The sequence below is a fragment of the Labrys sedimenti genome (assembly GCF_034424805.1).
Lineage (GTDB): Bacteria > Pseudomonadota > Alphaproteobacteria > Rhizobiales > Labraceae > Labrys > Labrys sedimenti.
Genome location: NZ_JAXOUF010000027.1, coordinates 14,188 through 34,398 on the forward strand (window position 1 = coordinate 14,188; position 20,211 = coordinate 34,398).

Sequence of the window (20,211 nt, forward strand, 5' to 3'; positions counted from 1 at the left end):
ATCCTCCTCCCGCTCGCGGCGAGGATCGCCGCTGCACGCCCAAGCCCATGTCCATGCCACGGAACTGAACCTGCCCTCGCCACCCGGCCGAAGACCGGAGCGAGACCCAACATCAGGAGGGGAAACGTCCCATGACGACGCTTGCACAGACCAACCCGGCGGCCAGTGCCGCCATTGCGCAAACCACACGGGTGCATCCCGTTGACGAGGTGCTGCCTTTTGCCAAGCTGGCGACCTACGGCTTCCAGCACGTGCTCGCCTTCTATGCCGGCGCCGTGCTGGTGCCGATCATCGTGGCAAGCGCGCTCAAGCTCAGCCCGGAGCAGTTGATTCACCTGATCAACGCCGATCTCTTCACCTGTGGCATCGCCTCGATCATCCAGGCGGTCGGCATCGGCAATATCGGCGTACGGCTGCCGCTGCTGCAGGGCGTGACCTTTACCGCCGTGAGCCCGATGATCGCCATCGGCCTCGCGGTGGGCGGCGGCACCGAGGGCCTGCTTTCCATCTATGGCTCCGTGCTGGTGGCCGGCTTGTTCACCTTCGCCGCAGCCTCCTATTTCTCCAGGCTCACCCGCTTCTTTCCGCCGGTGGTGACGGGATCGGTGATCCTGATCATCGGCGTTGCGCTGCTGCCCGTCGCCGCCAACGACATCGTGGTGGGCAAGGGGCCGAACGCCATGCAGGACCCGGTCCTGCTCAAGAACCTCGCCTATGCCTTCGGCACGCTGGCGTTGATCGTCGGCATCCAGCGCGTGTTCACGGGCTTCATGCAGACGGTGGCGGTGCTGATCGGCCTGGTCGCCGGCACCCTGGCGGCCTGGGCCCTGGGCGATGCGCATTTCAGCGAAGTCGCCAATGCCGGCTGGGTCGGCTACACCTCGCCGTTCTATTTCGGCTGGCCGACCTTCTCGATCACCGCCATCCTGTCGATGATGGTGGTGATGATCATCACCATGGTCGAGACCACCGGGGACGTCTTCGCCACCGGCGAGATCGTCAAGAAGCGCATCGCTCCGGAAGATATCGGCCGCGCCATCCGGGCCGACGGCCTCGCCACCTTCATCGGCGGCGTGCTCAACTCCTTCCCCTATACCTGCTTTGCCGAGAATGTCGGCCTGGTCCGCCTCACCCAGGTCAAGAGCCGCTGGGTGATCGTCGCCGCCGGCGTGATCATGATCATCCTGGGCTCGCTGCCCAAGGCCGCCGCCATCGTCGCCGGCATCCCGCATCCCGTGCTCGGCGGCGCTGCGCTCGCCATGTTCGCGGCGGTGGCCGTGGTCGGCATCCAGACGCTCAGCAAGGTCGATTTCAACAACCACAACAACATCGTGATCGTCTCGACCAGCGTGGGCCTGGGCATGCTGGTGACGGCGCAGCCCTTCGTCGCCAACGCCTTCCCGCAATGGGCGCAGATCATCTTCGGCTCGGGCATCACGCTCGGCGCCATCTCCGCCATCGCGCTCAACGTCATCTTCAACCATGTCGGCAAGGTGCACAGCCCCGCCGTGGCGGGGCGACCCGGCCACACGCTGGTCACCCTTGCAGACGTCAACAGGATGGGCAGCGCCGAGTTCGCCAAGACCTTCGGCGGCCTGGTCGAGGACACGCCCTGGGTGCTGGAGCGGGCCTATGCCTTGCGCCCCTTCGCCGACACCATCGCACTGCGCTCGGCTTTCCACGACGCCCTGCTCACCGGCTCGGCCGAGGAACAGCTGCAATTGCTGAACTCCTTCGCCGATCTCGGCAGCGAAAGCGATGCCGGCAATGCCTATCTGCTGGATCATGCCGATGCCGGCATCGACAATGAGGACCTGGCCGAGGTCAACAGGCTGGCCGTGGCCTATCGCAAGCATTTCGGCTTCCCGCTGATCATCTGCGCGCATGAAGTCGAGCGCTACGAACGGGTGCTGGCAACCGGCTGGTCACGCATGGCCAACTCGCCAACCGTCGAGCGCTCCTCGGGCCTGATCGAGATCGCCAAGATCGCCAACCATCGCTTCGACAAGCTCGTCGCCAACGCCAATCCGATCGCCTCCTCCCACCTGGTGCAATTGCAGGAGCGCTTCGCCTAGAGCGTCTTGCGCCAGAGCGATCGCAAGGAAAGCCCCCGGCACACCCCGCCGGGGGCTTTCGGCATTTGTAATCTCCGCCTCACGCCTGCCCGATCCGAGCAGGGTTGTTTGTGACACCCCGATGACGCATGGTCTGCCCGATTCACAATCGAAGGACCGGCACGTGGGTGACACCAAGAAGAAAATTTATGAATATTTGATCGAAGGAGCGACGTCTGGCCTCGCTGACGAAGCTCTTTATACGTATATCGTCGGGCGCGTCTCGAAGGCTAACAGCAAACGCATCGCCAGGGCAGGATTTCTTGCTCTCAGTGATCCAGCGCTGACTGATCGCAATGTACTGAACACGATTTATGCTTTGGCCATCAAGCATAGGCTTGCCGGCAGCGGCGCAGATGAAGCCGAAGAAGCCGCGGAAGAGGGTTCCGGCAAGGCCAAGGCCTCCGACTCCAAGGCCGCAAGCCTGCCCCTGCCGGAGAAGAAGCCCAAAAAAGGCTGAGGCCCGATAGCCTGTAAGGCCTGGCGATGACGCCAGGGCTCTTTCCGAAGCAGAAAACGACCGAGATCGTGGCGGCGGCCTGAACGAACCGGGTCTCAGGCCTGGTGGGTGATCCTGCCGTCGCAGATCGTCACGAGCGGGCGCAGGGCCGCCAGTTCTGCCGCGGGCGTCGCCTCGATATCGCCGGAGAGGACGACGATATCGGCGAGGTAGCCGGGTTTGAGCCGGCCCTTGCGGTCTTCCATGAACTCGACGAAGGCCCCCTCGCTGGTATAGGCGGCGAGCGTTTCCATCAGGCTGAGGCGCTGGTCGGGCATGCCCTCCTTCCAGGGCTGGCGGGTCATCGCATCCTGGATGCAGCCGAGCGGCGACAGCGGCGAGACCGGCCAGTCCGTCGCGAAAACGATGCGGGCGCCGGCATCCTTCAGGGTGCGCCAGGCGAAGGCGAGCGGCCAGCGCGCCTCGCCGATGCGGGTGAGATAGGGCTCCAGGGGCAGGCCCGCCGAGCCGGGCGGATGCGTCGGCTGCATGGACGCCACCGTGCCGAACTCGGCAAAGCGCCCGACATCGTCGGGATGCACCACCTCGACATGCTCGATGCGATGCCGGCTGTCGCGCGGCCCATTGGCCTTGCGCGCGGCCTCGTAACCGTCGAGCACGATGCGCACGGCGCCGTCGCCGATGGCATGCACGGCGACCTGCAGGCCGAGCCTGTCCGCCTCGACCGCCACTTGCGCGAAGTGCTCGCCCGTGAACAGCGGCTCGCCCTTCCAGCCGGGCTCGTCGGCATAGTCGTCCACCATCACGGCGGTGCCGGATTCGGTGACGCCGTCGACGAAGACCTTGACGAAGTCCGAACGCAGCCTGTCGCTGTCGAAACGCCGCCGCCAGCCGGCCGCCTTCGTCTCGATCATATCAAGATCCATGAAGTTCTTCATGTGGAAAGGCATGCGCACGCGCACCGGCAAGCCATGCTCGCGCTCGATCTCCTCCAGGATCTCAAGCTGGTAGAGATTGCCGTCCATCGCCTGCACGCTGGTGAGGCCGAGCTCGGCGCAATAGGCCAGGCCCCGGCGGATCAGCGCGAGATCGGAAGCCCGCTCCTCTGGCGTGACATGGTCGGGATCCCCACCCGTGCCGATGCCGAGATGGTCACGCCCGGCGGTGACGCCCATTTCCGCCACCGGATCGATGGCATTGGTTTCCTTGAGCTCACCGGTGGCCAGGCCGTCCTCGCCCATGACGATCTCGTTGCCCACCCCGACGTCGCGCCCTTCCAGGATGCCGGCGGCCTTCAGCGCGGCCGTATTGGCCCAGGCGGTGTGGCGGTCGGGCGCCAGCATCATGAAGGGCCGGTCCGGCAGGATGGCATCGAGATGATGGCGGTTAACCTTCTCGGTCTCCGACAGGATGGTGTAGTCGGCCGACAGGCCGACGAGCAGGCGCAGATCGGGATTGGCGGCCGCATAGGCCGTGACCGCCTGCCTGAGGGCTTCGAAGCCCTTCACCCCGAACAGGGAAAGCTGGGTCAGCGACACCGAACCACCGAAAATATGCATATGGGCTTCGTTGAAGCCGGGCAACACGGTGCCGCCGCCGGCATCGATGCGCCTCGTGCCTTCGCCCGCCAAAGCCAGGATCTCGCTGTCGCTGCCCACGGCGAGCAACCGGTTTCCGACGACCGCTAGGGCCTGCGCCCGCGGCCGCTGCTCGTCCATGGTGAGAATGCGGGCATTGTGGATGATGAGATCGGCCTGCGGCATGTGCGCCCCCGGAATGCTGCCTTTACAGTTTGGTGCGCAACAGAGCCTATTCCGGCAGGCCGGGCAAGCAGGACAGAGGCCGACGGCCTGCCGCGTTTTGGCGCATGCCTCCCCTGCACGCATCGGGATGCAGGATGGTTGAGCGCCCAGGCCGATCTCTTTATTGATAAGGGTATTCGCGCCGCTTTCCGATCCTGGCTGCCCCGATTTTCTCCATTTCGAATCGAACATTCTTTGACCGACAGATCCTTCGAGAAGCAGCTCCGGCCTTCTGCGGATTCCCAGGAACTCCATCCGCAGCTTCATCAGCCGCCGGGAGAGCCGCTGATCGATGTCGAAGAAGGTCCGGAGCCCGGTGGCGCGAGCCTGGCGGCACGCATCCTGCTCGGTGTCAGCCTGGTGCTGATTGCCGCCAACCTCAGGGCGGTGTTCTCCAGCCTGTCGACGGTCCTGCCGGAAATCGTGCGCGATACCGGCCTCAACTCCTTGTGGTCGAGCGTACTGACCACGCTGCCGGTGGTCTGCCTCGGCATCTTCTCCTTCCCGGCTCCCAGCCTCGCACGGCGCTTCTCGGCGGAGCGCGTCATCCTCGCCTCCATGCTGACCATCGCGCTCGGCACGGGTTTGCGCGGCCTCGGCCAGGCGCCTTTCCTCTTCGTCGGTTCCTTCCTGGCCGGAGCCGGCATCGCCATGATCAACGTGCTGCTGCCCGGGCTGGTCAAGCGCGACTTCCCCAGGCAGATCGCCCTGATGACGGGGCTCTACACCATGGCACTGTGCGGCAGCGCGGCCGCCGCCGCGGCCTTTACCGTGCCGCTCGAAAAGGCGCTGTCGGGCAATTGGCCTGCTGCGCTGGCGCTATGGGGCGTGCCGGCGCTCGCGGCGGCCGTGATCTGGGCACCGCAGGCCCTCCGAGCGGGCCATGACCACGCCTCTGCCAAGCCGGCCGTGAAAGGGCTGTTCCGCGACAGGCTCGCCTGGAAGGTCACGCTGTTCATGGGCCTGCAATCGGCCATGGCCTATATCGTCTTCGGCTGGATGGCGCCGATGCTGCGCGACCGCGGCATGGAAGGCACCAGTGCCGGCCTCCTGGTGTCTGGCTCCGTGGTGGTGCAGATGCTGGCCTGCCTGGCGGTGCCGCCCCTGGCCATGCGCGGGCGCGACCAGCGTCTCGTCTGCCTTGCCCTGCTTGCCTGCGGCGCCGTGGGTTTTGCCGGCTGCTACTGGCTGCCTTTGCCGCTCACCTGGATCGGCGCCATTTTCTGCGGCATCGGCCAGGGCGGGCTGATCGCCGTGGCGATGACGCTGATCATCCTGCGCTCACCCGATGCGCATGTCGCGGCCCGCCTGTCCGGCATGGCGCAGGGCTTCGGCTATATCATTGCCGGTTTCGGCCCGCTGCTTGCCGGCGTGCTGCGTGGCATCACCGGCAGCTTTGCCGCGCCGACGCTCCTGTTCATCGCCTTCGCCCTCGTCGCCGCCTGGAGCGCCCTGGAAGCGGGGCAGGACAAGATCGTGCAGGTCGAGCAATAGCCTCGACTGCCGCCCCGATGGCCTCACGCCGCAATCAAACCCGATAACGGCCGGTTCTGCCGCTCGACCTGGGCCTTCAGCGCATCCAGCGGCATCGCCTCGTCCTTGGCGAATTCGATGAACATCAGATTGAGGTTGTTGAAGAACATTTCCCCGGCCGCCGCCGCATCGACATCCGCGCGCACGGCGCCGCGCTTCTGCAGGGTCAGGACCAGGCTGGAGACCTGGCCGCACAGACGGCGATCAAGCTCGGTATAGCGCCGGCTGAACGGGCTGTCGGGCTGCTGGATCGACAGCGCCATGGCGACCCGCCACATCTCCTTGGACAGATAGACCAGGGAATGGTCGTAATATTGCGCGATCAGCACCTGCAGGGCCGCCTGCACGGTCGGTGGCGGATTGGCCACGATCCGGCGCCCGGCCTCGAGCACCTCCTCCACCTCCATGGTGACGGCAGCGAGCAGGATGTCGCCCTTGTTCTGGTAATAATTGTAGAGCGTGCCGACCGAGACCTCGGCAAGTTCGGCGATGTCCTCGATCCGCGCGCTGTCATAGCCCCCCTCGCGGAAGAGGCGGGTGGCGGCCTCCAGGATGCGCCGGTTCCTGTCCGCCTTCTGCTTTGCGCGTAACCCCGCCATCTCGCATCCTCTGAACATGTTCTAAAATTGATATTGACTTAAAAAATGAACTCACTCAATTTCTTTATTAGAGCACCATCAAGACGTGCCGCCAGCCAGAGGTAAACCATGACATCGCCCGCAAGCCGCGCCTTCGCGCGCCGTCTCCTCCTCGCCTCCGCTCTCGCCGGCATGACCGGCCTCTCCGCCACGGTATCCGCCCGTGCCGCCGACGAGCTCAACGCCCTGGTCTGGTGCGACCATACCGATCCGGCCCTGATCGAGCCCTTCGAGAAGGCCAACAACGTCAAGGTCAACCTGAAGACCTATGAGGGCACCGGCGCGGGCCTTTCCATCATCGCCCAGTCCCGGCCTGGCGACTGGGACGTGCTGGTGATCGACGCCATCGACGTCAAGCGCGCCGTCGACCAGAACCTCCTCGCCGAAATGCCGGCCGATGCCCTGCCGCTGGCCGACACCTTCCCGGAAGTGCGCATGGAGGCGCAGAACGCCAAGGACGGCAAGATCTACGCCGCCACCGAGAAGTTCGGCTACAACACGATTTCCTACGACAAGACCAAGGTCGACCCGAAGGACATGAAGGACCTCAGCGTGATGTGGTCCGACAAGTACAAGGGCCGCATCGCCATCTATGACTATTACCTGCCGGTGATGGGCCTGGTTCAGGTCGGCCTCGGCAAGAAGACGGCCGAGCTGTCGGAGACCGATTTGCCGGCCATCCAGGACAAGCTCGCCGCCATGAAAAAGGTCTCCAAGCAGGTCAGCGAAGTCACCGCTTCGCAGACGGCGCTGGCCACCGGCGAAGTCGACATCCTGGTCGGCGGCGGCGAATGGATCACCGCCGCGCTCGCAGCCGAAAAGCCCAATCTCGACTGGACCGTGCCGGATCAGGGCGCCGTGCGCTGGGCACAGTCGATCGGGGTGATGAAGGATGCCGCCCACAAGGATCTCGCCCTGAAATTCGTGCAGTACATCCTTAGCCCGGAAGGCCAGGCGCGCCTCGCCACCTCTTCCTGCTACTGGGCGATGCCTGCCAACAAGAAGGCCGGCGAGCACCTGACCGATGCCCAGAAGGCGGCGCTGCGCTGGAACGACCAGGCCGGCTATCTCGCCAAGGCCCAGCTCTATCCCGCGCCCAATCCCGAGCTCGACAAGAAGATGCAGGACGCCTGGACCGACATGATGCAGCAGTGAGATTGGAGCGCGGGCATCCTGCCCGCTCTTCCCTTTTTGCAAGCACTGCAGTTCCAAGAGCGGGCAGGATACCCGCGCTCCCAGGAGAGCCACCATGACCGCATCCAGCCTCGAAGCGGCGGAGCGTCGCAAGGCCTGGGGCTTCGTCCTGCCGGCGCTCGGCTGGACGCTGGCCTTCTTCGTCGTCCCCTTCGGCTTCATGGCGGCGATGAGCCTGTGGTCGCTGCAGGGCGGCCAGATCGTCCAGAGCTGGGACCTGAACAACTACCTCGCCTTCTTTCAGAAGGCGTCCCTGCTCAAGGGCCTGGCCAATTCGCTGGAGATCACGGCGATGGTGACCGTGCTCTCCGTACTGCTCGCCTATCCCCTCGCCTGGATCATCGCCGAGCGCGTGCCCAAGCGCTATCAGCGCCTTGCCCTCATTCTGGCGGTGCTGCCGTTCTGGACCTCCTATGTGGTGCGGTCCTATGCTTGGCTGCTGGTGCTCTCCAAGGCCGGCGTGATCAACCAGGCCCTGCTGGGGCTCGGCGTAATCGGAGAGCCGCTCGACCTCGCCTCCACGCGCACCGCCACCGTGATCGGCTTCGTGCATTTCTTCGTGATGCTGCTGACGCTGACCATCTACGCCAATCTGATCCAGCTCTCCCCGAACTACCGGCGGGCCGCGGCCGATCTCGGCGCCAACGGGTTGCAGACCTTCTGGCACGTGGTGCTGCCGCTCACCCTGCCCGGCATCATGACCGGCGCCTTCCTCACCTTCGTGCTCTGCATCGGCGACTATGTCACCCCGCAGATCCTCGGCGGCAACAACGAGTTGGTGCTGCCGCAGATCATCATGCTCCAGCTCGGACGCCGGGCCGACCTGCCCATGGCCGCCACCCTGTCCATCGTGCTGATGGCGGTGGTGACTTTGGCCTATGTCGCCTGTGCGCGCTGGCTGAAGATCGAGAGGGCCTGAGCATGACGCGCAAGACCCTGTTCGATGCTCTCTCCGGCCTCTATGCCATCGCGATCTTCGGCTTCATCTTCCTGCCGGTGGCGGTGCTGGTGCTGTTCTCCTTCCAGGACGGGCGCCTGCCGGTACCGCCCTTCAACGGCGCCTCCCTGCAATGGTACCGGGCGGTGTTCGTCGACGGCAAGCTGATGGCCGCCATGCTCAATTCCCTCATGGTGGGCATCGGCTCCTCGATCGCCGCCTGCCTGCTCGGCTTCCTCGCCGCCTATGCGCTGGCGCGCTACAGGCTGCCGGGCTCGGCGCTGCAGCGGGGCCTTTTGATCGCCCCGATGACGGTGAGCTATCTCATCATCGCGCTGGGCCTGCTGACGGTGCTGAACGCTTTGCATCTGCCGCTCTCGCTGTGGACCGTCGGCATCGGCCATGTGGTGATCAATTTGCCGCTCTGCTTTGCCATCATCTATTCCTCGATGGGCGACCACCACATCAACATCGAGCGCGCGGCCCGCGACCTCGGCGCCAGTGACCTCAAGGTAATGGCGCTGGTCACCGCTCCGATGCTCATGCCGTCGATCCTCGCCGCCTTCTTCCTGTCCGTCACCTTCAGCTGGGACGAGTTCATCATCGCGTTCCTGCTCTCGCGCTTCGACGTCACCCTGCCCGTCGAGATCTGGAACCTCCTGCGCTCCGGGCTCAATCCCAAGACCAACGCCATCGGCTCGCTGGTCTTCCTCATCTCCATCCTGGTGCTGGTCGTCGTCGAACTCACCGTCTTCGGAAGGGCCAAGAAATCATGAGAGAACCGAAATCATGACCGCCTCGATTTCCGTCCGCAATGCCAGCAAGACCTTCGGCGCCTTCACCGCCCTCGACGATGTCAGCCTCGAGATCACGGCCGGCGAGTTCATCGTGCTGCTCGGCCCCTCCGGCTGCGGCAAGACCACCCTGCTCTCGATCCTGGGCGGCTTCCTGACGCCGAGCTCCGGGCAGGTGCTGATCGGCGGCCAGGACATGACGAATGTGCCGCCGGCGCGGCGGCCGACCACCACCATGTTCCAGGACTATGCCCTGTTCCCGCATATGCGCCTGATCGACAATGTCGGTTTCGGCTTGCGCATGCGCGGCATGGGCCGGGCGGAGCGCGACGAGAAGGCACTCGGCTATCTCGCCCTGGTCGGCCTCGACAAGGCTGCCGCCAAGAAGCCGCATGAATTGTCGGGCGGCCAGCGCCAGCGCGTCGCCCTCGCCCGGGCTCTCGCTGTCGATCCCGACGTGCTGCTGCTCGACGAGCCGCTCGGGGCGCTTGACCTCAAGCTGCGGCGCCAGATGCAGGACGAATTGAAGGCGATCCAGAAGCGGGTGGGCACCACCTTCGTGCATGTCACCCACGACCAGGAGGAGGCGATGGCCATCGCCGACCGCATCGTGGTGATGAATGCAGGCCATATCGAGGATGTCGGCCCGCCCGCCACGGTCTATATGCGGCCGCGCTCGCTGTTCTCGGCCGGCTTCATGGGCGAGGCCAATTTCATTGCCGGCGAGGTCGCCGATCTCCAGGGCGACCATATCAGCATCGACACGGCCCTCGGCAGCCTCGTGCTGCCCAGCGCCGGTTTCACCACGGGCGAGCCCCGCAGGAAAAGCGCGGTGACGCTGTGCATCCGGCCCGAGCATTTCCGGCCGACGGCAGGCGAGCAGGAGCCGATGATCTCGCTGGGCGAGGCCAGGGTCACGGGCGGCGCCTTCTTCGGCACGCATTACCGCTGCCATCTCCAGCCTGCCGGCGGGCCGACCCTGGTGGCGCATCTGCCGCAATCGGCACACCTCGCCGAGGGCCAGTCCCTGGCGCTTGCCGTCAAGCCGGATGATGTGGTGATCTTGTAGCACCTTGTCATCCCGCGCGCGGTGCAGCATGCAATGCTGCGCCGCAGCGCGTCCGGGATGACCCAGAAGAGAAAACACCCGATGCAGCGGATCAGCCCCGACAAATGGTATGAAATGCGGCGTCTCGCCGACGACGTCACGGCGATCGGCGAGCCCTATATCCAGGAGTTCTATCGCTGCAACATCTGGCATGTCCGCGGGCGTGACCGCGACATGCTGGTCGACAGCGGCATGGGCGTCGTCTCCCTGCGCGAATGGGTGCCTGTGGTCACCGAGCGCGACCTGATCGCGGTGGCGAGCCACACCCATTTCGACCATATCGGCTGCCATCACGAGTTCGAGTGCCGCGCGGTGCATGCCGCCGAGGCCGATCTCCTCGCCAATCCGACCCGACAGAACACCCTGGCCGATCCTTATGTCACCGACGAGATCTTCGACGCCCTGCCGCCGGAGCCCTATTGCTCGGCCTGCTATGCGGTGAAACGGGCGCCGGCTACCCGAATTCTGGAAGACGGCGACGTCATCGATCTCGGCGACCGCGTCTTCGAGGTCATCCACACGCCGGGCCATTCGCCGGGCGGCATCGCGCTATGGGAGGCGCACACGGCGACGCTGTTTTCCGGCGACATCCTCTATGACGGCCCCTTGATCGAGGACACCTACCACGCCAATGCGCGGGACTATGTGGCCTCGATAGAACGGTTGCTGCGCCTGCCCGTCCGCACCGTGCATGGCGGGCATTTCCCGAGCTTCGACGGTGCGCGCTACCGCCAGTTGATCCGCGCCTGGCTCGAAGGCAAGGGCAGAACCGTGCCACCGGCGTGACGCTTCAGGCCACCCGCAGGATCCGGCCCGGAAAGTCGGTGAACACGCCGGCGACGCCCAAAGCGAACAATTCCCGTGCCCGTTCGGCGGTATTCACGGTGTAGGACAGCAGCGGGCGCCCCGTCGCCTTGTAGGCGGCGATGCTCTCAGGCGTCTCTTGTTCATGGTCGAAATTAATGGAAGCCGCTTCGACTCTGTCGGCGATGTCGGCCCAATTGGCCGGCCGCTCCCAGATCAGATAGCCCCGCGGCAGATACGGGGCGAGATCCCGGGCCGCTTCCAGGCTTTCGACCGAGAAGGAAGAGAGAACCAGCGGCGCCCCAATGGAGCCAAAGGTTTCGATCGCCTTCAATGCGACTTCGGCGGTGCGCACATCGGTGCCGGGCGAGGGCTTGATCTCGACATTGAGGCCCAGTTTCAGCTCGCGGCACAAAGTGAGCACCGCGGCAAGATCGGGAATGCGTTCGCCGGTAAAGGGGCGGCCGAAGGGAGAACCGGCATCCAAGGCCTGGAGTTCGCGGAAGGTCAGGTCGATCACCGGGCCACGGCCGGTGGTGGTGCGTTCAAGCGTATCGTCATGAATGACGACGGGCACTTCGTCCTTGCTGAGCTGCACGTCGATCTCGACCATGGCAACGCCGAAGGCTGCGGCGCAGCGGATCGATTCGAGCGTGTTCTCCGGTGCATGCGCGGCGGCGCCGCGATGCCCGATGACACGAGGAAGGGTGAGGGGCATCGCCGGTCTCCAGAAGCGGATCGAGAGGATCACAAGCTCCATGGCCCGAAGTGCCGCCAATGGCAAGATCACGAATCCGGGTGCCCCCACTTCTTCACGCGAAGACAGGCCGGTTCATGCGCGCCGTCCCCGCATCCGGATGGAGGCGGGGACGCAGTTTCGTTTTTGCAGATTTTCCGTAAGACCGTGCTTCAGACCGATCTCGGATCGGCTGGGTTTACCCCCCGGGAAACGCCAGCCTGAAATCTTTGGTCATGAGACGATTGAATGAACTGCAGCGACACCGGTTTTCGGTTCTTGGACCGGCTCGCTACGTTGAACCGCCGTTAAAGGCCCGTGCCTGCTTGGGACGTCGGGCTCGTGAGGGGTTCGGAAGGGAAGCTCAGCCGGTTATTCGCTGGGCAGGCCGAGTGCGGCCGCGACGCGACGCAGATGGGCGGGGCTGGCATTGTTGCCCAGTTCGAGGTCTTCTATCTCATCGACCGTGAGACCGCAGGTGACCGCGAGGTCTTCCCTGCTGTATCCCTTGGCCTCACGGGCCTGCCTGAAGAGGTCCGTCCCGACAGGCACCGAGGAAGTGCAGGTCTGAGCAAGGGTATGATCGCTTCCGGTATGGGACATGTAAATCCTCCTTGTTGAGAACCGGGGAAATGGATTTGCTATTTGTCTCCCGTCCTGGATGGTGAAGGCGGCACAACATGCCTTCCAATTAACGATTTGCCAAGTATCGGGCTGCGCGAGATGTGCATTGCGAGCACACAACTGCGCGAGGGACTACTTAAGTTACTGTTTCAGCTTTGCAATATCGATCAAACGCCGGAAAAGGCCTCGGGAGAACAGCCCTTTCCTTAGGTATTGCCTTTGATCAGTCTTGGTTGGATCAGGAGCGAATCAGGCTTTTTGACCAGCAGCGGGATTATACCCCGCCTGCCATGGTTGCCCGGCGCGGATACTGACAGCTCATGCCCGAGAGATCAAGCCATCGTTTGCCCGGGCTGCCGCTGCCGCGGCATGTTGCGGTTCGATGCAGTCACGGGAAATTACAAAAACCTTTCGAAACAACGCATTAGCGCGCAAAGCATCAGGCATGCACGCGCCTTGCCCGGGCACCGAGATAGCGGCGGAGGGGCACATCGTAGCAGTAATGCGCCAGCAGACTGACGATGATCGCGACGACCGCGACGATGGGAGCCTCGACATAGAAATTCTGCGCCCCGAAGAAGGAACGGTAGAGGCCATTGATCCAGCAGAAGATCGGGAAATGCAGGCAGTAGAGCGGGTAGGATACAGTGCCTGCCGCCGAACAGAATGAGGCAAGCCCGCCCGAGCACTGGACCCTGGCGCCCACGGCGACCAGGGCGGGCGAGAGTAGCGCCACCCAGGTGAGCTGTACGGCCCGCGGCAGTTCCGCCGGCCAGAAGAACAGGACGGCCATTGCGCCGGCCAGCAGCCAGAATGTCACGGTCCATCCCCGCCACGCCGGCAGCCTGTCTCGCATCTGGTAGAGTACGACGCCGATGAAGAACGAGGCGCCGACACGCGGAAAGCCGGAGAGGAAGGTATTGGGGGTATCCCCGCCCAGACCGGTGACCATCAGAATGCACAGGCAGGCCAAGGCAAGAGCGGCCGCCACCTTCTCCAGATTGGTGTGTCGCAGGCGCCACCACACTAGATTCGCGGCGAGCTCCAGCAGAATGGTGTATTGTGGCGCGTTCAGCGGGAAGAAACTGGGCCCCCCGATCTCGGCGGGAGCGCTGAAGTTCGGCAGGCTGAAGGTCGAAAGCATCAGCGCATTCAGCAACTCGGCATAGGGCACAGGCGCGTGCTCGAAGACGCCGCGAGCGACCAGGTAACTGGCGCTGATAGCAAGGGCGAGCACCGTCAACGGCAGCAGGCGCAGCAGGCGAACGCGCAGAAATTCGAAGCTATCCATGGTGCGGGCCTGGCCCATATAGGCATAGGACAGCACATATCCGCTGAGGCAGAAGAACAGGTCGACCGCCAGATAGCTGTTCCTCGCGACCCACGGCACAGCCAGCCAGCTGCCGAGATGGATCAGCATCACGCAAAATGCAGCGAAGCCGCGCAAACCGTCGAGCAGCAGGAAATGCGGTTTGGCCGCCTGATTGCCGGGGAACATGGAATGACGCTGCATCCTGACCTCGTCCTGTCCAGAACAATACGCGCTCGCGCCTGGACGCCTATTTGTTCCAACTTTTTGTTTCCACGCGTCTTTAACGATGCGAGGTGCCTTCCAGGCTCAAGAAGCATCCGCCCTGCCGGCAACAGCCGCAGAACTATGTGACGGCCCCACCTGATCGCCGCCGGCTGCACCCGCCTCATCAACTGGCCCGCATTGCGGCCCGGCATTTTGTTCGCACCGCAATTTCCTCATAACGCAGAGGAACATTTGCACATGAGCTCAGCAATTGCAACATTTCTCATTATCTTTAAAATAACAATCTTATATATAATTGTTCTTTTTGCTGTTCATATAAAAAGTAAATTCAAATCATCAGAAACAATATTTAATACACATCTAAAGATTCTTGTTTTCTTGAGAAAAGGCGTACGAAAATTCGCTCAAGTTCAGCAGCCTGCAATGCAGATGCACCTGTAGGAAGTTTGCTCCGGGGAAGGGGATCTTCGTTCCATCCCGTATCCTGCCCTTAAGTAGTGCTGCCCCGGCTCCGCAACATAGGCGACGGTAAAGCCTGCCCCCTCGCACGGAGGCACCTGCCCTGACGGGTTGGGGAAGATGTCAGCAGGCCTCGCTTCCCGCTTCACCGGATCCGATGAAGCAGGCCTTTGAGATCACGTCCCATTTGCGAAGAAACGGCGCCGGTCTTCCGGTAGGATGGTCTAGAAATAACGGGCGAGATTGCGACGGATACGCTCCAGCGGGTTCTCTGCGCCGGGTGGGGTTTCGAAGGCTTGCCCGGTTATCGTCTCATAGGCCTGAATATAGACCTGCGAGGTTTCGGCGATCAGCTCGGCGGGGATAGCGGGAATCGCTTCCTTATAGGGATCGCAGCGCGCAGCAACCCAGTTGCGCACGAAATCCTTGTCGAAGCTTTCGGGCTTCTCGCCGGCGGCAAAGCGGGCGGGATAGCTGGCGCCAAACCAATATCGACTGGAATCGGGCGTATGAATTTCATCGGCCAGGATGATGCGCCCCTCGCCATCGGTGCCGAACTCATACTTCGTGTCGGCCAGGATCAGCCCCTTCTCCTGCGCCAGGGCCTGGCCGCGTGCGAACAGCGCCAGGGCATAACCGGATACTTCCTCCCATTGCCGCGGGCCGAGCAGGCCTTTGGCGATGATTTCATCGGCGGAAAGCGGCTCGTCATGCCCCCCGTCGAAGGCCTTGCTCGTGGGTGTGATGATCGCCTGCGGCAAGGCCTGGTTGTCGCGCAGTCCGTCGGGAAAACGCGCGCCATACATTTCACGCTGGCCCTGTTTGTAGAGGGTCAGGATGGAAGTACCCGTCGTGCCGGCGAGATAGCCGCGCACCACGATTTCCACCGGCAGGATCGTCAATCTCTGCCCCACCACGACATTGGGATCGGGATAGTCGAGCACATGGTTGGGGCAGATGTCGCCGGTATGCTCGAACCAGTAGCGGGCGGTCTGCGTCAGCACCTGCCCCTTGCCGGGAATGCTGGCGATCGCCCGGTCGAAGGCGCTCAGGCGGTCCGTGGCAATGATGATGCGGCGCCCGTCGGCAAGATCATAGTTCTCCCTGACCTTGCCACGATAGTAGTTCGGCAATTCCGGGATGAAGGCATCTTGCAGGGCGGCAATATCTGGCATGGCGTAACCGTGTCGAAATGGGAAAATCGCTTATGGCACGGCCAGCCCGTCCTGTCACACCCGCCGTCCGCCTCGCTGCGGGCCGCGTCAGGCGATTCCCGGACATGGATTTCGGGAGGTGATTCCAGGGTTCAACTTGCACCGAAGTTCTGCTATTGTAGATGGCGACGGATCGTGGGGAACCGGATCCGTTTCGATGACTGAGCCCATAGACTCAGCCAAGGACAGGTCAAACCAGTCCATGAGGCCTCAGGCCTATCGAACGCCGGATGACTAGGCGCGACTTTGGCGGCTTCAGAGCAAACCGCCCCTTCCCTCCCTCTCTCCTCTGCCATCCCTGCATTCGCTTGGCTTGCCCGGGATCAACGGTCCGCTTGCGCGCCGGCGGTCCCTGCTTGTGCCAACTCTCGATCCGCAACCAGCGGCCCTCAGCCCTTGGAGCCTGAAACGATGATCTCAGCTGCCTATTGCCGCCTCATGGCCCGGTACAACAGCTGGCAGAACGCCGCCCTGCTCGCTGCCGCCGATAAGCTCACGCCTGCGGATCGCTGGAAGGATCGAGGCGCCTTCTTCCAATCGATCGCGGCGACGTTGAACCATCTCTATTGGGCCGATGCCCTGATCCTGCAGCGCTTGAAAGGGAATGAGCGCCCGGAGGAACACATCAAGCACTCTCTCACCAGCCCATCGGACTGGGATGACTTCAAGACGCTTCGATCGCGGCGAGACGAAGAGATCGAGGAATGGGCAGCCCTGCTGCTCGACGCGGACCTCGCCGGCATGGTCGCCTGGCGTCCGGGAGCGGGTTCAACCCGGATCGAGAAGCCGAAGGCGCTGTGCGCCGTTCAACTCTTCAACCACCTGACCCATCACCGCGGCCAGGTCCACGCGATGTTGACGGCAGCAGGGACGCAGCCAGGACCGACCGATCTCGAGATCATGCCATAGCCAACCCGGCCGCCGCCGGGCTTCGGACCCAGGGTGAAGGTCCGCTTCCTTTTGAAGCGCGCCCCCCCAACTTCTTCTGCAAATTGCGTCGGCCGTCAGGCTCAGGCGTCGACCTGGGCCGTCAGCGCGTTGTCCTGGATGAATTCGCGGCGCGGCTCGACGACATCGCCCATCAGCTTGGTGAAGATGTCCTCGGCCTCGACCACTTCCTTGACCTGTACCTTCAGCAGGGAACGGACATTGCGGTCGAGCGTGGTCTCCCACAGCTGGTCGGGGTTCATCTCGCCCAAGCCCTTGTAGCGCTGCAGTGACAGGCCCTTGCGGGCGGCATTGGTCAGCGTCTCGAACAAGGCCACGGGACCGTGGATCTCGATCTCCTCGCCGCGGCGGGTAAGGCTGGCGGGAACCCCGTAGACCTCGCGCTGCGCGGTCGAACGCTCGTCGAGCAGCCGGGCATCGACGGTGGCAAGCAACTGGGCATCGAGCGTATGGGCTTCCTTGACGCCGCGCACCATGCGCTCGAAGACATAGCCGCCCTTGTCGACCCGGCCGGTCCAGCCGCGTTCGAATTCCTCGGCAATGGCATCGAGGCGCCGCGCCGTTTCGTCGGCGGCCTGCTGGGCCTGCTCGGGATCGGCAACCACGGCGATGTTCAGCGCACCGGCGATCGCGGCCTGTTCCACGACCACGCGGTCATAGCGGCTGTGGAGCTGGCCGAGCAGGGTGCGGATGGTGCGCGCATCGGTGATGACGCCGCGCAGGTCCTGGCCGGCCCGCTCCTCGCCGCTGCCGAGCCGCAGCACCGAGCCCTCGACGCCGGTGTCGATCAGATAGTCCTCCAGTGCCCGCTCGTCCTTCAGATATTGCTCGGACTTGCCGCGGGAGACCTTATAGAGCGGCGGCTGAGCGATATAGACATGGCCGCGATCGATGATCTCGCGCATCTGGCGGAAGAAGAAGGTCAACAGCAGCGTGCGGATATGGCTGCCGTCGACGTCGGCGTCCGTCATGATGATGATCTTGTGGTAGCGCAGCTTGTCCGGATTGAACTCCTCCGAACCGATGCCGGTGCCGAGCGCGGTGATCAGCGTGCCGATCTGTTCCGACGACAGCATCTTGTCGAAGCGCGCGCGCTCCACGTTCAAGATCTTGCCTCGCAGGGGCAGCACGGCCTGGAACTCGCGCGAGCGGCCCTGCTTGGCCGAGCCGCCGGCCGAGTCACCCTCGACGATGAAGAGTTCGGCCTTTGCCGGATCGCGCTCCTGGCAATCGGCGAGCTTGCCGGGCAGGGAAGCGACATCGAGCACCCCCTTGCGGCGGGTGAGCTCGCGGGCCCGGCGCGCTGCCTCGCGGGCGGCGGCGGCCTCGGCCACCTTGCCGACGATGGTCTTGGCCTCGGCGGGGTGCTCCTCGAACCAGGTCGACAGCGCCTCGTTCATGGCGCTCTCGACCACCGGCCGCACCTCGGAGGACACCAGCTTATCCTTGGTCTGGGACGAGAATTTGGGGTCCGGCACCTTCACCGAGAGCACGCAGGTCAGGCCCTCGCGGCAATCGTCGCCCGTCATCTCCACCTTCTCCTTCTTGGAGATGCCGGAGGATTGGGCATAGCCGGTAACCTGGCGGGTCAGCGCACCGCGCAAGCCGGCGAGATGGGTACCGCCGTCACGCTGGGGGATGTTGTTGGTGAAGCACAGCACCGTCTCGTGATAGCTGTCGTTCCACCACATCGCCGCTTCCACGCCGATGCCGTCGCGCTCGACCTTCACATAGATCGGCGCGGGCACGAGGGCGGTCTTGGAACGGTCGAGATAGCGCACGAAGGCGTCGAGGCCGCCTTCATACATCAATTCCTCGCTCTTCTCCCCGCCATGGCGGCGATCCGTCAGCACGATGCGCACGCCCGAATTGAGGAAGGCGAGCTCGCGCAGGCGCCGCTCCAGCGTGGCATAGTCGAATTCGGTCTTGGTGAAGGTCTGCGTCGAGGGCAGGAAGGTCACCTCGGTGCCGCGCTTGTCGCCGGCAGGCCCCACCATCTTGAGCGGCGCATCGGCATCGCCATGGCTGAAGCTCATGGTGTGCTCCCCGCCGTCGCGCCAGATGCGCAAGGTGAGCTTGGAGGAGAGCGCATTCACCACGGATACGCCGACACCATGCAGGCCGCCCGAGACCTTGTACGAGTTCTGGTCGAACTTTCCGCCGGCATGAAGCTGCGTCATGATCACTTCGGCCGCCGAGACCCCCTCTTCGGCGTGGATGGCGGTGGGGATGCCGCGGCCATTGTCGGTAACGGTGACCGAGCCGTCGGGGTTCAGCGTCACCGTGACGATGTCGGCATGGCCGGCCAGCGCCTCGTCGATGGCGTTGTCGACGACCTCGTAGACCATGTGGTGCAGGCCCGAGCCGTCATCCGTGTCGCCGATATACATGCCGGGGCGCTTGCGCACCGCGTCCAGGCCCTTGAGCACCTTGATGCTGTCGGCGCCGTAGTCATTTTCGGGCGTTTCGGACAAAGCGGGTTCAGCCATTGAGCAACTCATTCCTTGATTCGGAAGGAATATAGGGATTCCCGTGCCGAATTTCATGCCAAAACGGCACATTTTTGTGATTTATCAGATATTTATCGGTGGATGACGGCGATCTTTCATCGCGTTGCGATCGTCACGGCCGTGCCGGCGATCACGGTGCCGCAGCTCCTGGCCAGAAGACGCATGGCGCGCGGGCTGGTCAGCAGCGAGCGAGCCCGGCCGGCCAGGACGATGTAGAAGCCGAACACGGCGGCGAGCACCGCTTCGGTGGCGATGGCAAGCTCGACGAAGCTTGCCGGCGAGAGATGGCCGAGATCAATCAGGTTGGGCAGAAGCGCGGTGTAGAACACCATCACCTTGGGGTTGCCGAGGGTGATCGACAGGCCGCCCAGAAAGCTGCGCCAGCCGTTCTCGCGGCTTGTGTCACGCTCGACGGCCTGGACGAGGTTCGCCGTCGTCCATAATTTCCAGGCCAGATAGAGCAGATAGGCGACGCCTGCATATTTGATCGCCAGGAAGACACCTGAAAAGCTCTGTGCCAGCACGGCCAGGCCCGCCGCTGCGAAACCGAGCCAGACCAGGTCACCCAAAGCGATGCCGACGGCAAAGCCCAGGCTTTCGCGCGCGCCCTTGCCGAGCACGCGCGCCACCAGCGCCGCAATGCCCGGCCCCGGCAGGGCCGCAGCCACGAACAGCGCGCCGGCATAGACGGCGAGGGCGGTGGGATCGAGCATGGGGAGGCTCCGGTGGGAGGCCTTTATAGCCGGTCGCGGCCGGAGTGGGAAGCTTTCCGGAACCGCCAGCCTCCCGCAGGCTTGCG

The 20,211-nt window shown here is 63.9% G+C and carries 17 protein-coding genes; 9 read left to right on the plus strand and 8 right to left on the minus strand.

Going from position 1 to position 20,211, the window contains the following annotated elements; translation table 11 throughout:
* Window positions 1-131: 131 nt before the first annotated feature.
* Window positions 132-2,075: a solute carrier family 23 protein gene (locus U1R88_RS32445; protein ID WP_322435028.1), complete on the plus strand. Its 1,944-nt coding sequence runs from the start codon at window positions 132-134 to the stop codon at window positions 2,073-2,075.
* Window positions 2,076-2,238: 163 nt separating this feature from the next.
* Entirely contained in the window at window positions 2,239-2,574 is a 336-nt protein-coding gene (locus tag U1R88_RS32450) for a hypothetical protein (protein ID WP_322435029.1), read from the plus strand.
* A gap of 95 nt (window positions 2,575-2,669) precedes the next feature.
* On the opposite strand, the gene U1R88_RS32455 is transcribed toward U1R88_RS32450, so the two are convergent.
* Window positions 2,670-4,337 (minus strand): amidohydrolase, encoded by a 1,668-nt coding sequence (locus U1R88_RS32455; protein WP_322435030.1) that lies wholly within the window; start codon window positions 4,335-4,337, stop codon window positions 2,670-2,672.
* 234 nt (window positions 4,338-4,571) lie between these two features.
* Between U1R88_RS32455 and U1R88_RS32460 the strand changes: the two genes are divergently transcribed.
* Window positions 4,572-5,870, plus strand: coding sequence for a CynX/NimT family MFS transporter (locus U1R88_RS32460; protein ID WP_322435031.1), 1,299 nt, complete (start codon window positions 4,572-4,574; stop codon window positions 5,868-5,870).
* Window positions 5,871-5,893: 23 nt separating this feature from the next.
* Here the strand turns inward: U1R88_RS32460 and U1R88_RS32465 are convergent, their stop codons facing one another.
* Window positions 5,894-6,508, minus strand: coding sequence for a TetR/AcrR family transcriptional regulator (locus U1R88_RS32465; protein ID WP_322435032.1), 615 nt, complete (start codon window positions 6,506-6,508; stop codon window positions 5,894-5,896).
* 108 nt (window positions 6,509-6,616) lie between these two features.
* Between U1R88_RS32465 and U1R88_RS32470 the strand changes: the two genes are divergently transcribed.
* The 5 genes from U1R88_RS32470 to U1R88_RS32495 all read left to right on the plus strand — a co-directional run bounded on the left by U1R88_RS32470 (window position 6,617) and on the right by U1R88_RS32495 (window position 11,366).
* Window positions 6,617-7,702 (plus strand): polyamine ABC transporter substrate-binding protein, encoded by a 1,086-nt coding sequence (locus tag U1R88_RS32470; RefSeq protein WP_425545517.1) that lies wholly within the window; start codon window positions 6,617-6,619, stop codon window positions 7,700-7,702.
* A gap of 94 nt (window positions 7,703-7,796) precedes the next feature.
* A complete protein-coding gene (locus U1R88_RS32475) occupies window positions 7,797-8,660 on the plus strand; it encodes an ABC transporter permease (protein WP_322435033.1) in 864 nt (287 codons plus the stop codon).
* A gap of 2 nt (window positions 8,661-8,662) precedes the next feature.
* On the plus strand, window positions 8,663-9,454 hold the full coding sequence (locus U1R88_RS32480; RefSeq protein WP_322435034.1) for an ABC transporter permease: 792 nt from the start codon (window positions 8,663-8,665) through the stop codon (window positions 9,452-9,454).
* 13 nt (window positions 9,455-9,467) lie between these two features.
* Window positions 9,468-10,541, plus strand: a complete 1,074-nt coding sequence (locus U1R88_RS35760) for an ABC transporter ATP-binding protein (RefSeq protein ID WP_425545518.1) — start codon at window positions 9,468-9,470, stop codon at window positions 10,539-10,541.
* Between the two features lie 81 nt (window positions 10,542-10,622).
* Entirely contained in the window at window positions 10,623-11,366 is a 744-nt protein-coding gene (locus tag U1R88_RS32495) for an MBL fold metallo-hydrolase (protein WP_322435035.1), read from the plus strand.
* Between the two features lie 4 nt (window positions 11,367-11,370).
* On the opposite strand, the gene U1R88_RS32500 is transcribed toward U1R88_RS32495, so the two are convergent.
* From U1R88_RS32500 to U1R88_RS32515, 4 genes are all read right to left on the minus strand, one after another.
* Window positions 11,371-12,102: a glycerophosphoryl diester phosphodiesterase gene (locus U1R88_RS32500; protein ID WP_322435036.1), complete on the minus strand. Its 732-nt coding sequence runs from the start codon at window positions 12,100-12,102 to the stop codon at window positions 11,371-11,373.
* 390 nt (window positions 12,103-12,492) lie between these two features.
* Window positions 12,493-12,723, minus strand: coding sequence for a helix-turn-helix domain-containing protein (locus U1R88_RS32505; RefSeq protein WP_156771368.1), 231 nt, complete (start codon window positions 12,721-12,723; stop codon window positions 12,493-12,495).
* Between the two features lie 460 nt (window positions 12,724-13,183).
* Window positions 13,184-14,257, minus strand: a complete 1,074-nt coding sequence (locus U1R88_RS32510; RefSeq protein WP_322435037.1) for an acyltransferase family protein — start codon at window positions 14,255-14,257, stop codon at window positions 13,184-13,186.
* Between the two features lie 707 nt (window positions 14,258-14,964).
* Window positions 14,965-15,915 (minus strand): phosphoribosylaminoimidazolesuccinocarboxamide synthase, encoded by a 951-nt coding sequence (locus tag U1R88_RS32515; RefSeq protein WP_322435038.1) that lies wholly within the window; start codon window positions 15,913-15,915, stop codon window positions 14,965-14,967.
* A 450-nt stretch (window positions 15,916-16,365) separates the two neighbouring features.
* On the opposite strand from U1R88_RS32515, the gene U1R88_RS32520 reads away from it, so the two are divergent.
* Window positions 16,366-16,863 carry a DinB family protein gene (locus tag U1R88_RS32520; protein ID WP_322435039.1) on the plus strand — a complete coding sequence of 166 codons (498 nt, stop codon included), beginning with the start codon at window positions 16,366-16,368 and terminating at the stop codon, window positions 16,861-16,863.
* Window positions 16,864-16,964: 101 nt separating this feature from the next.
* Here the strand turns inward: U1R88_RS32520 and gyrB are convergent, their stop codons facing one another.
* Both gyrB and U1R88_RS32530 read right to left on the minus strand, forming a co-directional pair.
* Window positions 16,965-19,391 (minus strand): DNA topoisomerase (ATP-hydrolyzing) subunit B, encoded by a 2,427-nt coding sequence (gene gyrB / locus U1R88_RS32525; protein ID WP_322435040.1) that lies wholly within the window; start codon window positions 19,389-19,391, stop codon window positions 16,965-16,967.
* Window positions 19,392-19,507: 116 nt separating this feature from the next.
* Window positions 19,508-20,125 carry a LysE family translocator gene (locus U1R88_RS32530; protein WP_068283760.1) on the minus strand — a complete coding sequence of 206 codons (618 nt, stop codon included), beginning with the start codon at window positions 20,123-20,125 and terminating at the stop codon, window positions 19,508-19,510.
* Window positions 20,126-20,211 lie beyond the last annotated feature (86 nt).

Coding starts and splice junctions, on each gene's coding strand:
- U1R88_RS35760 (WP_425545518.1), top strand. CDS start 9,468: ATGACCGCCTCGATTTCCGTCCGCAATGCCAGCAAGACCTTCGGCGCC.
- U1R88_RS32505 (WP_156771368.1), bottom strand. CDS start 12,723: ATGTCCCATACCGGAAGCGATCATACCCTTGCTCAGACCTGCACTTCC.
- U1R88_RS32470 (WP_425545517.1), top strand. CDS start 6,617: ATGACATCGCCCGCAAGCCGCGCCTTCGCGCGCCGTCTCCTCCTCGCC.
- U1R88_RS32520 (WP_322435039.1), top strand. CDS start 16,366: ATGATCTCAGCTGCCTATTGCCGCCTCATGGCCCGGTACAACAGCTGG.
- U1R88_RS32495 (WP_322435035.1), top strand. CDS start 10,623: ATGCAGCGGATCAGCCCCGACAAATGGTATGAAATGCGGCGTCTCGCC.
- U1R88_RS32530 (WP_068283760.1), bottom strand. CDS start 20,125: ATGCTCGATCCCACCGCCCTCGCCGTCTATGCCGGCGCGCTGTTCGTG.
- U1R88_RS32445 (WP_322435028.1), top strand. CDS start 132: ATGACGACGCTTGCACAGACCAACCCGGCGGCCAGTGCCGCCATTGCG.
- gyrB (WP_322435040.1), bottom strand. CDS start 19,391: ATGGCTGAACCCGCTTTGTCCGAAACGCCCGAAAATGACTACGGCGCC.
- U1R88_RS32510 (WP_322435037.1), bottom strand. CDS start 14,257: ATGCAGCGTCATTCCATGTTCCCCGGCAATCAGGCGGCCAAACCGCAT.
- U1R88_RS32465 (WP_322435032.1), bottom strand. CDS start 6,508: ATGGCGGGGTTACGCGCAAAGCAGAAGGCGGACAGGAACCGGCGCATC.
- U1R88_RS32515 (WP_322435038.1), bottom strand. CDS start 15,915: ATGCCAGATATTGCCGCCCTGCAAGATGCCTTCATCCCGGAATTGCCG.
- U1R88_RS32500 (WP_322435036.1), bottom strand. CDS start 12,102: ATGCCCCTCACCCTTCCTCGTGTCATCGGGCATCGCGGCGCCGCCGCG.
- U1R88_RS32455 (WP_322435030.1), bottom strand. CDS start 4,337: ATGCCGCAGGCCGATCTCATCATCCACAATGCCCGCATTCTCACCATG.
- U1R88_RS32480 (WP_322435034.1), top strand. CDS start 8,663: ATGACGCGCAAGACCCTGTTCGATGCTCTCTCCGGCCTCTATGCCATC.
- U1R88_RS32475 (WP_322435033.1), top strand. CDS start 7,797: ATGACCGCATCCAGCCTCGAAGCGGCGGAGCGTCGCAAGGCCTGGGGC.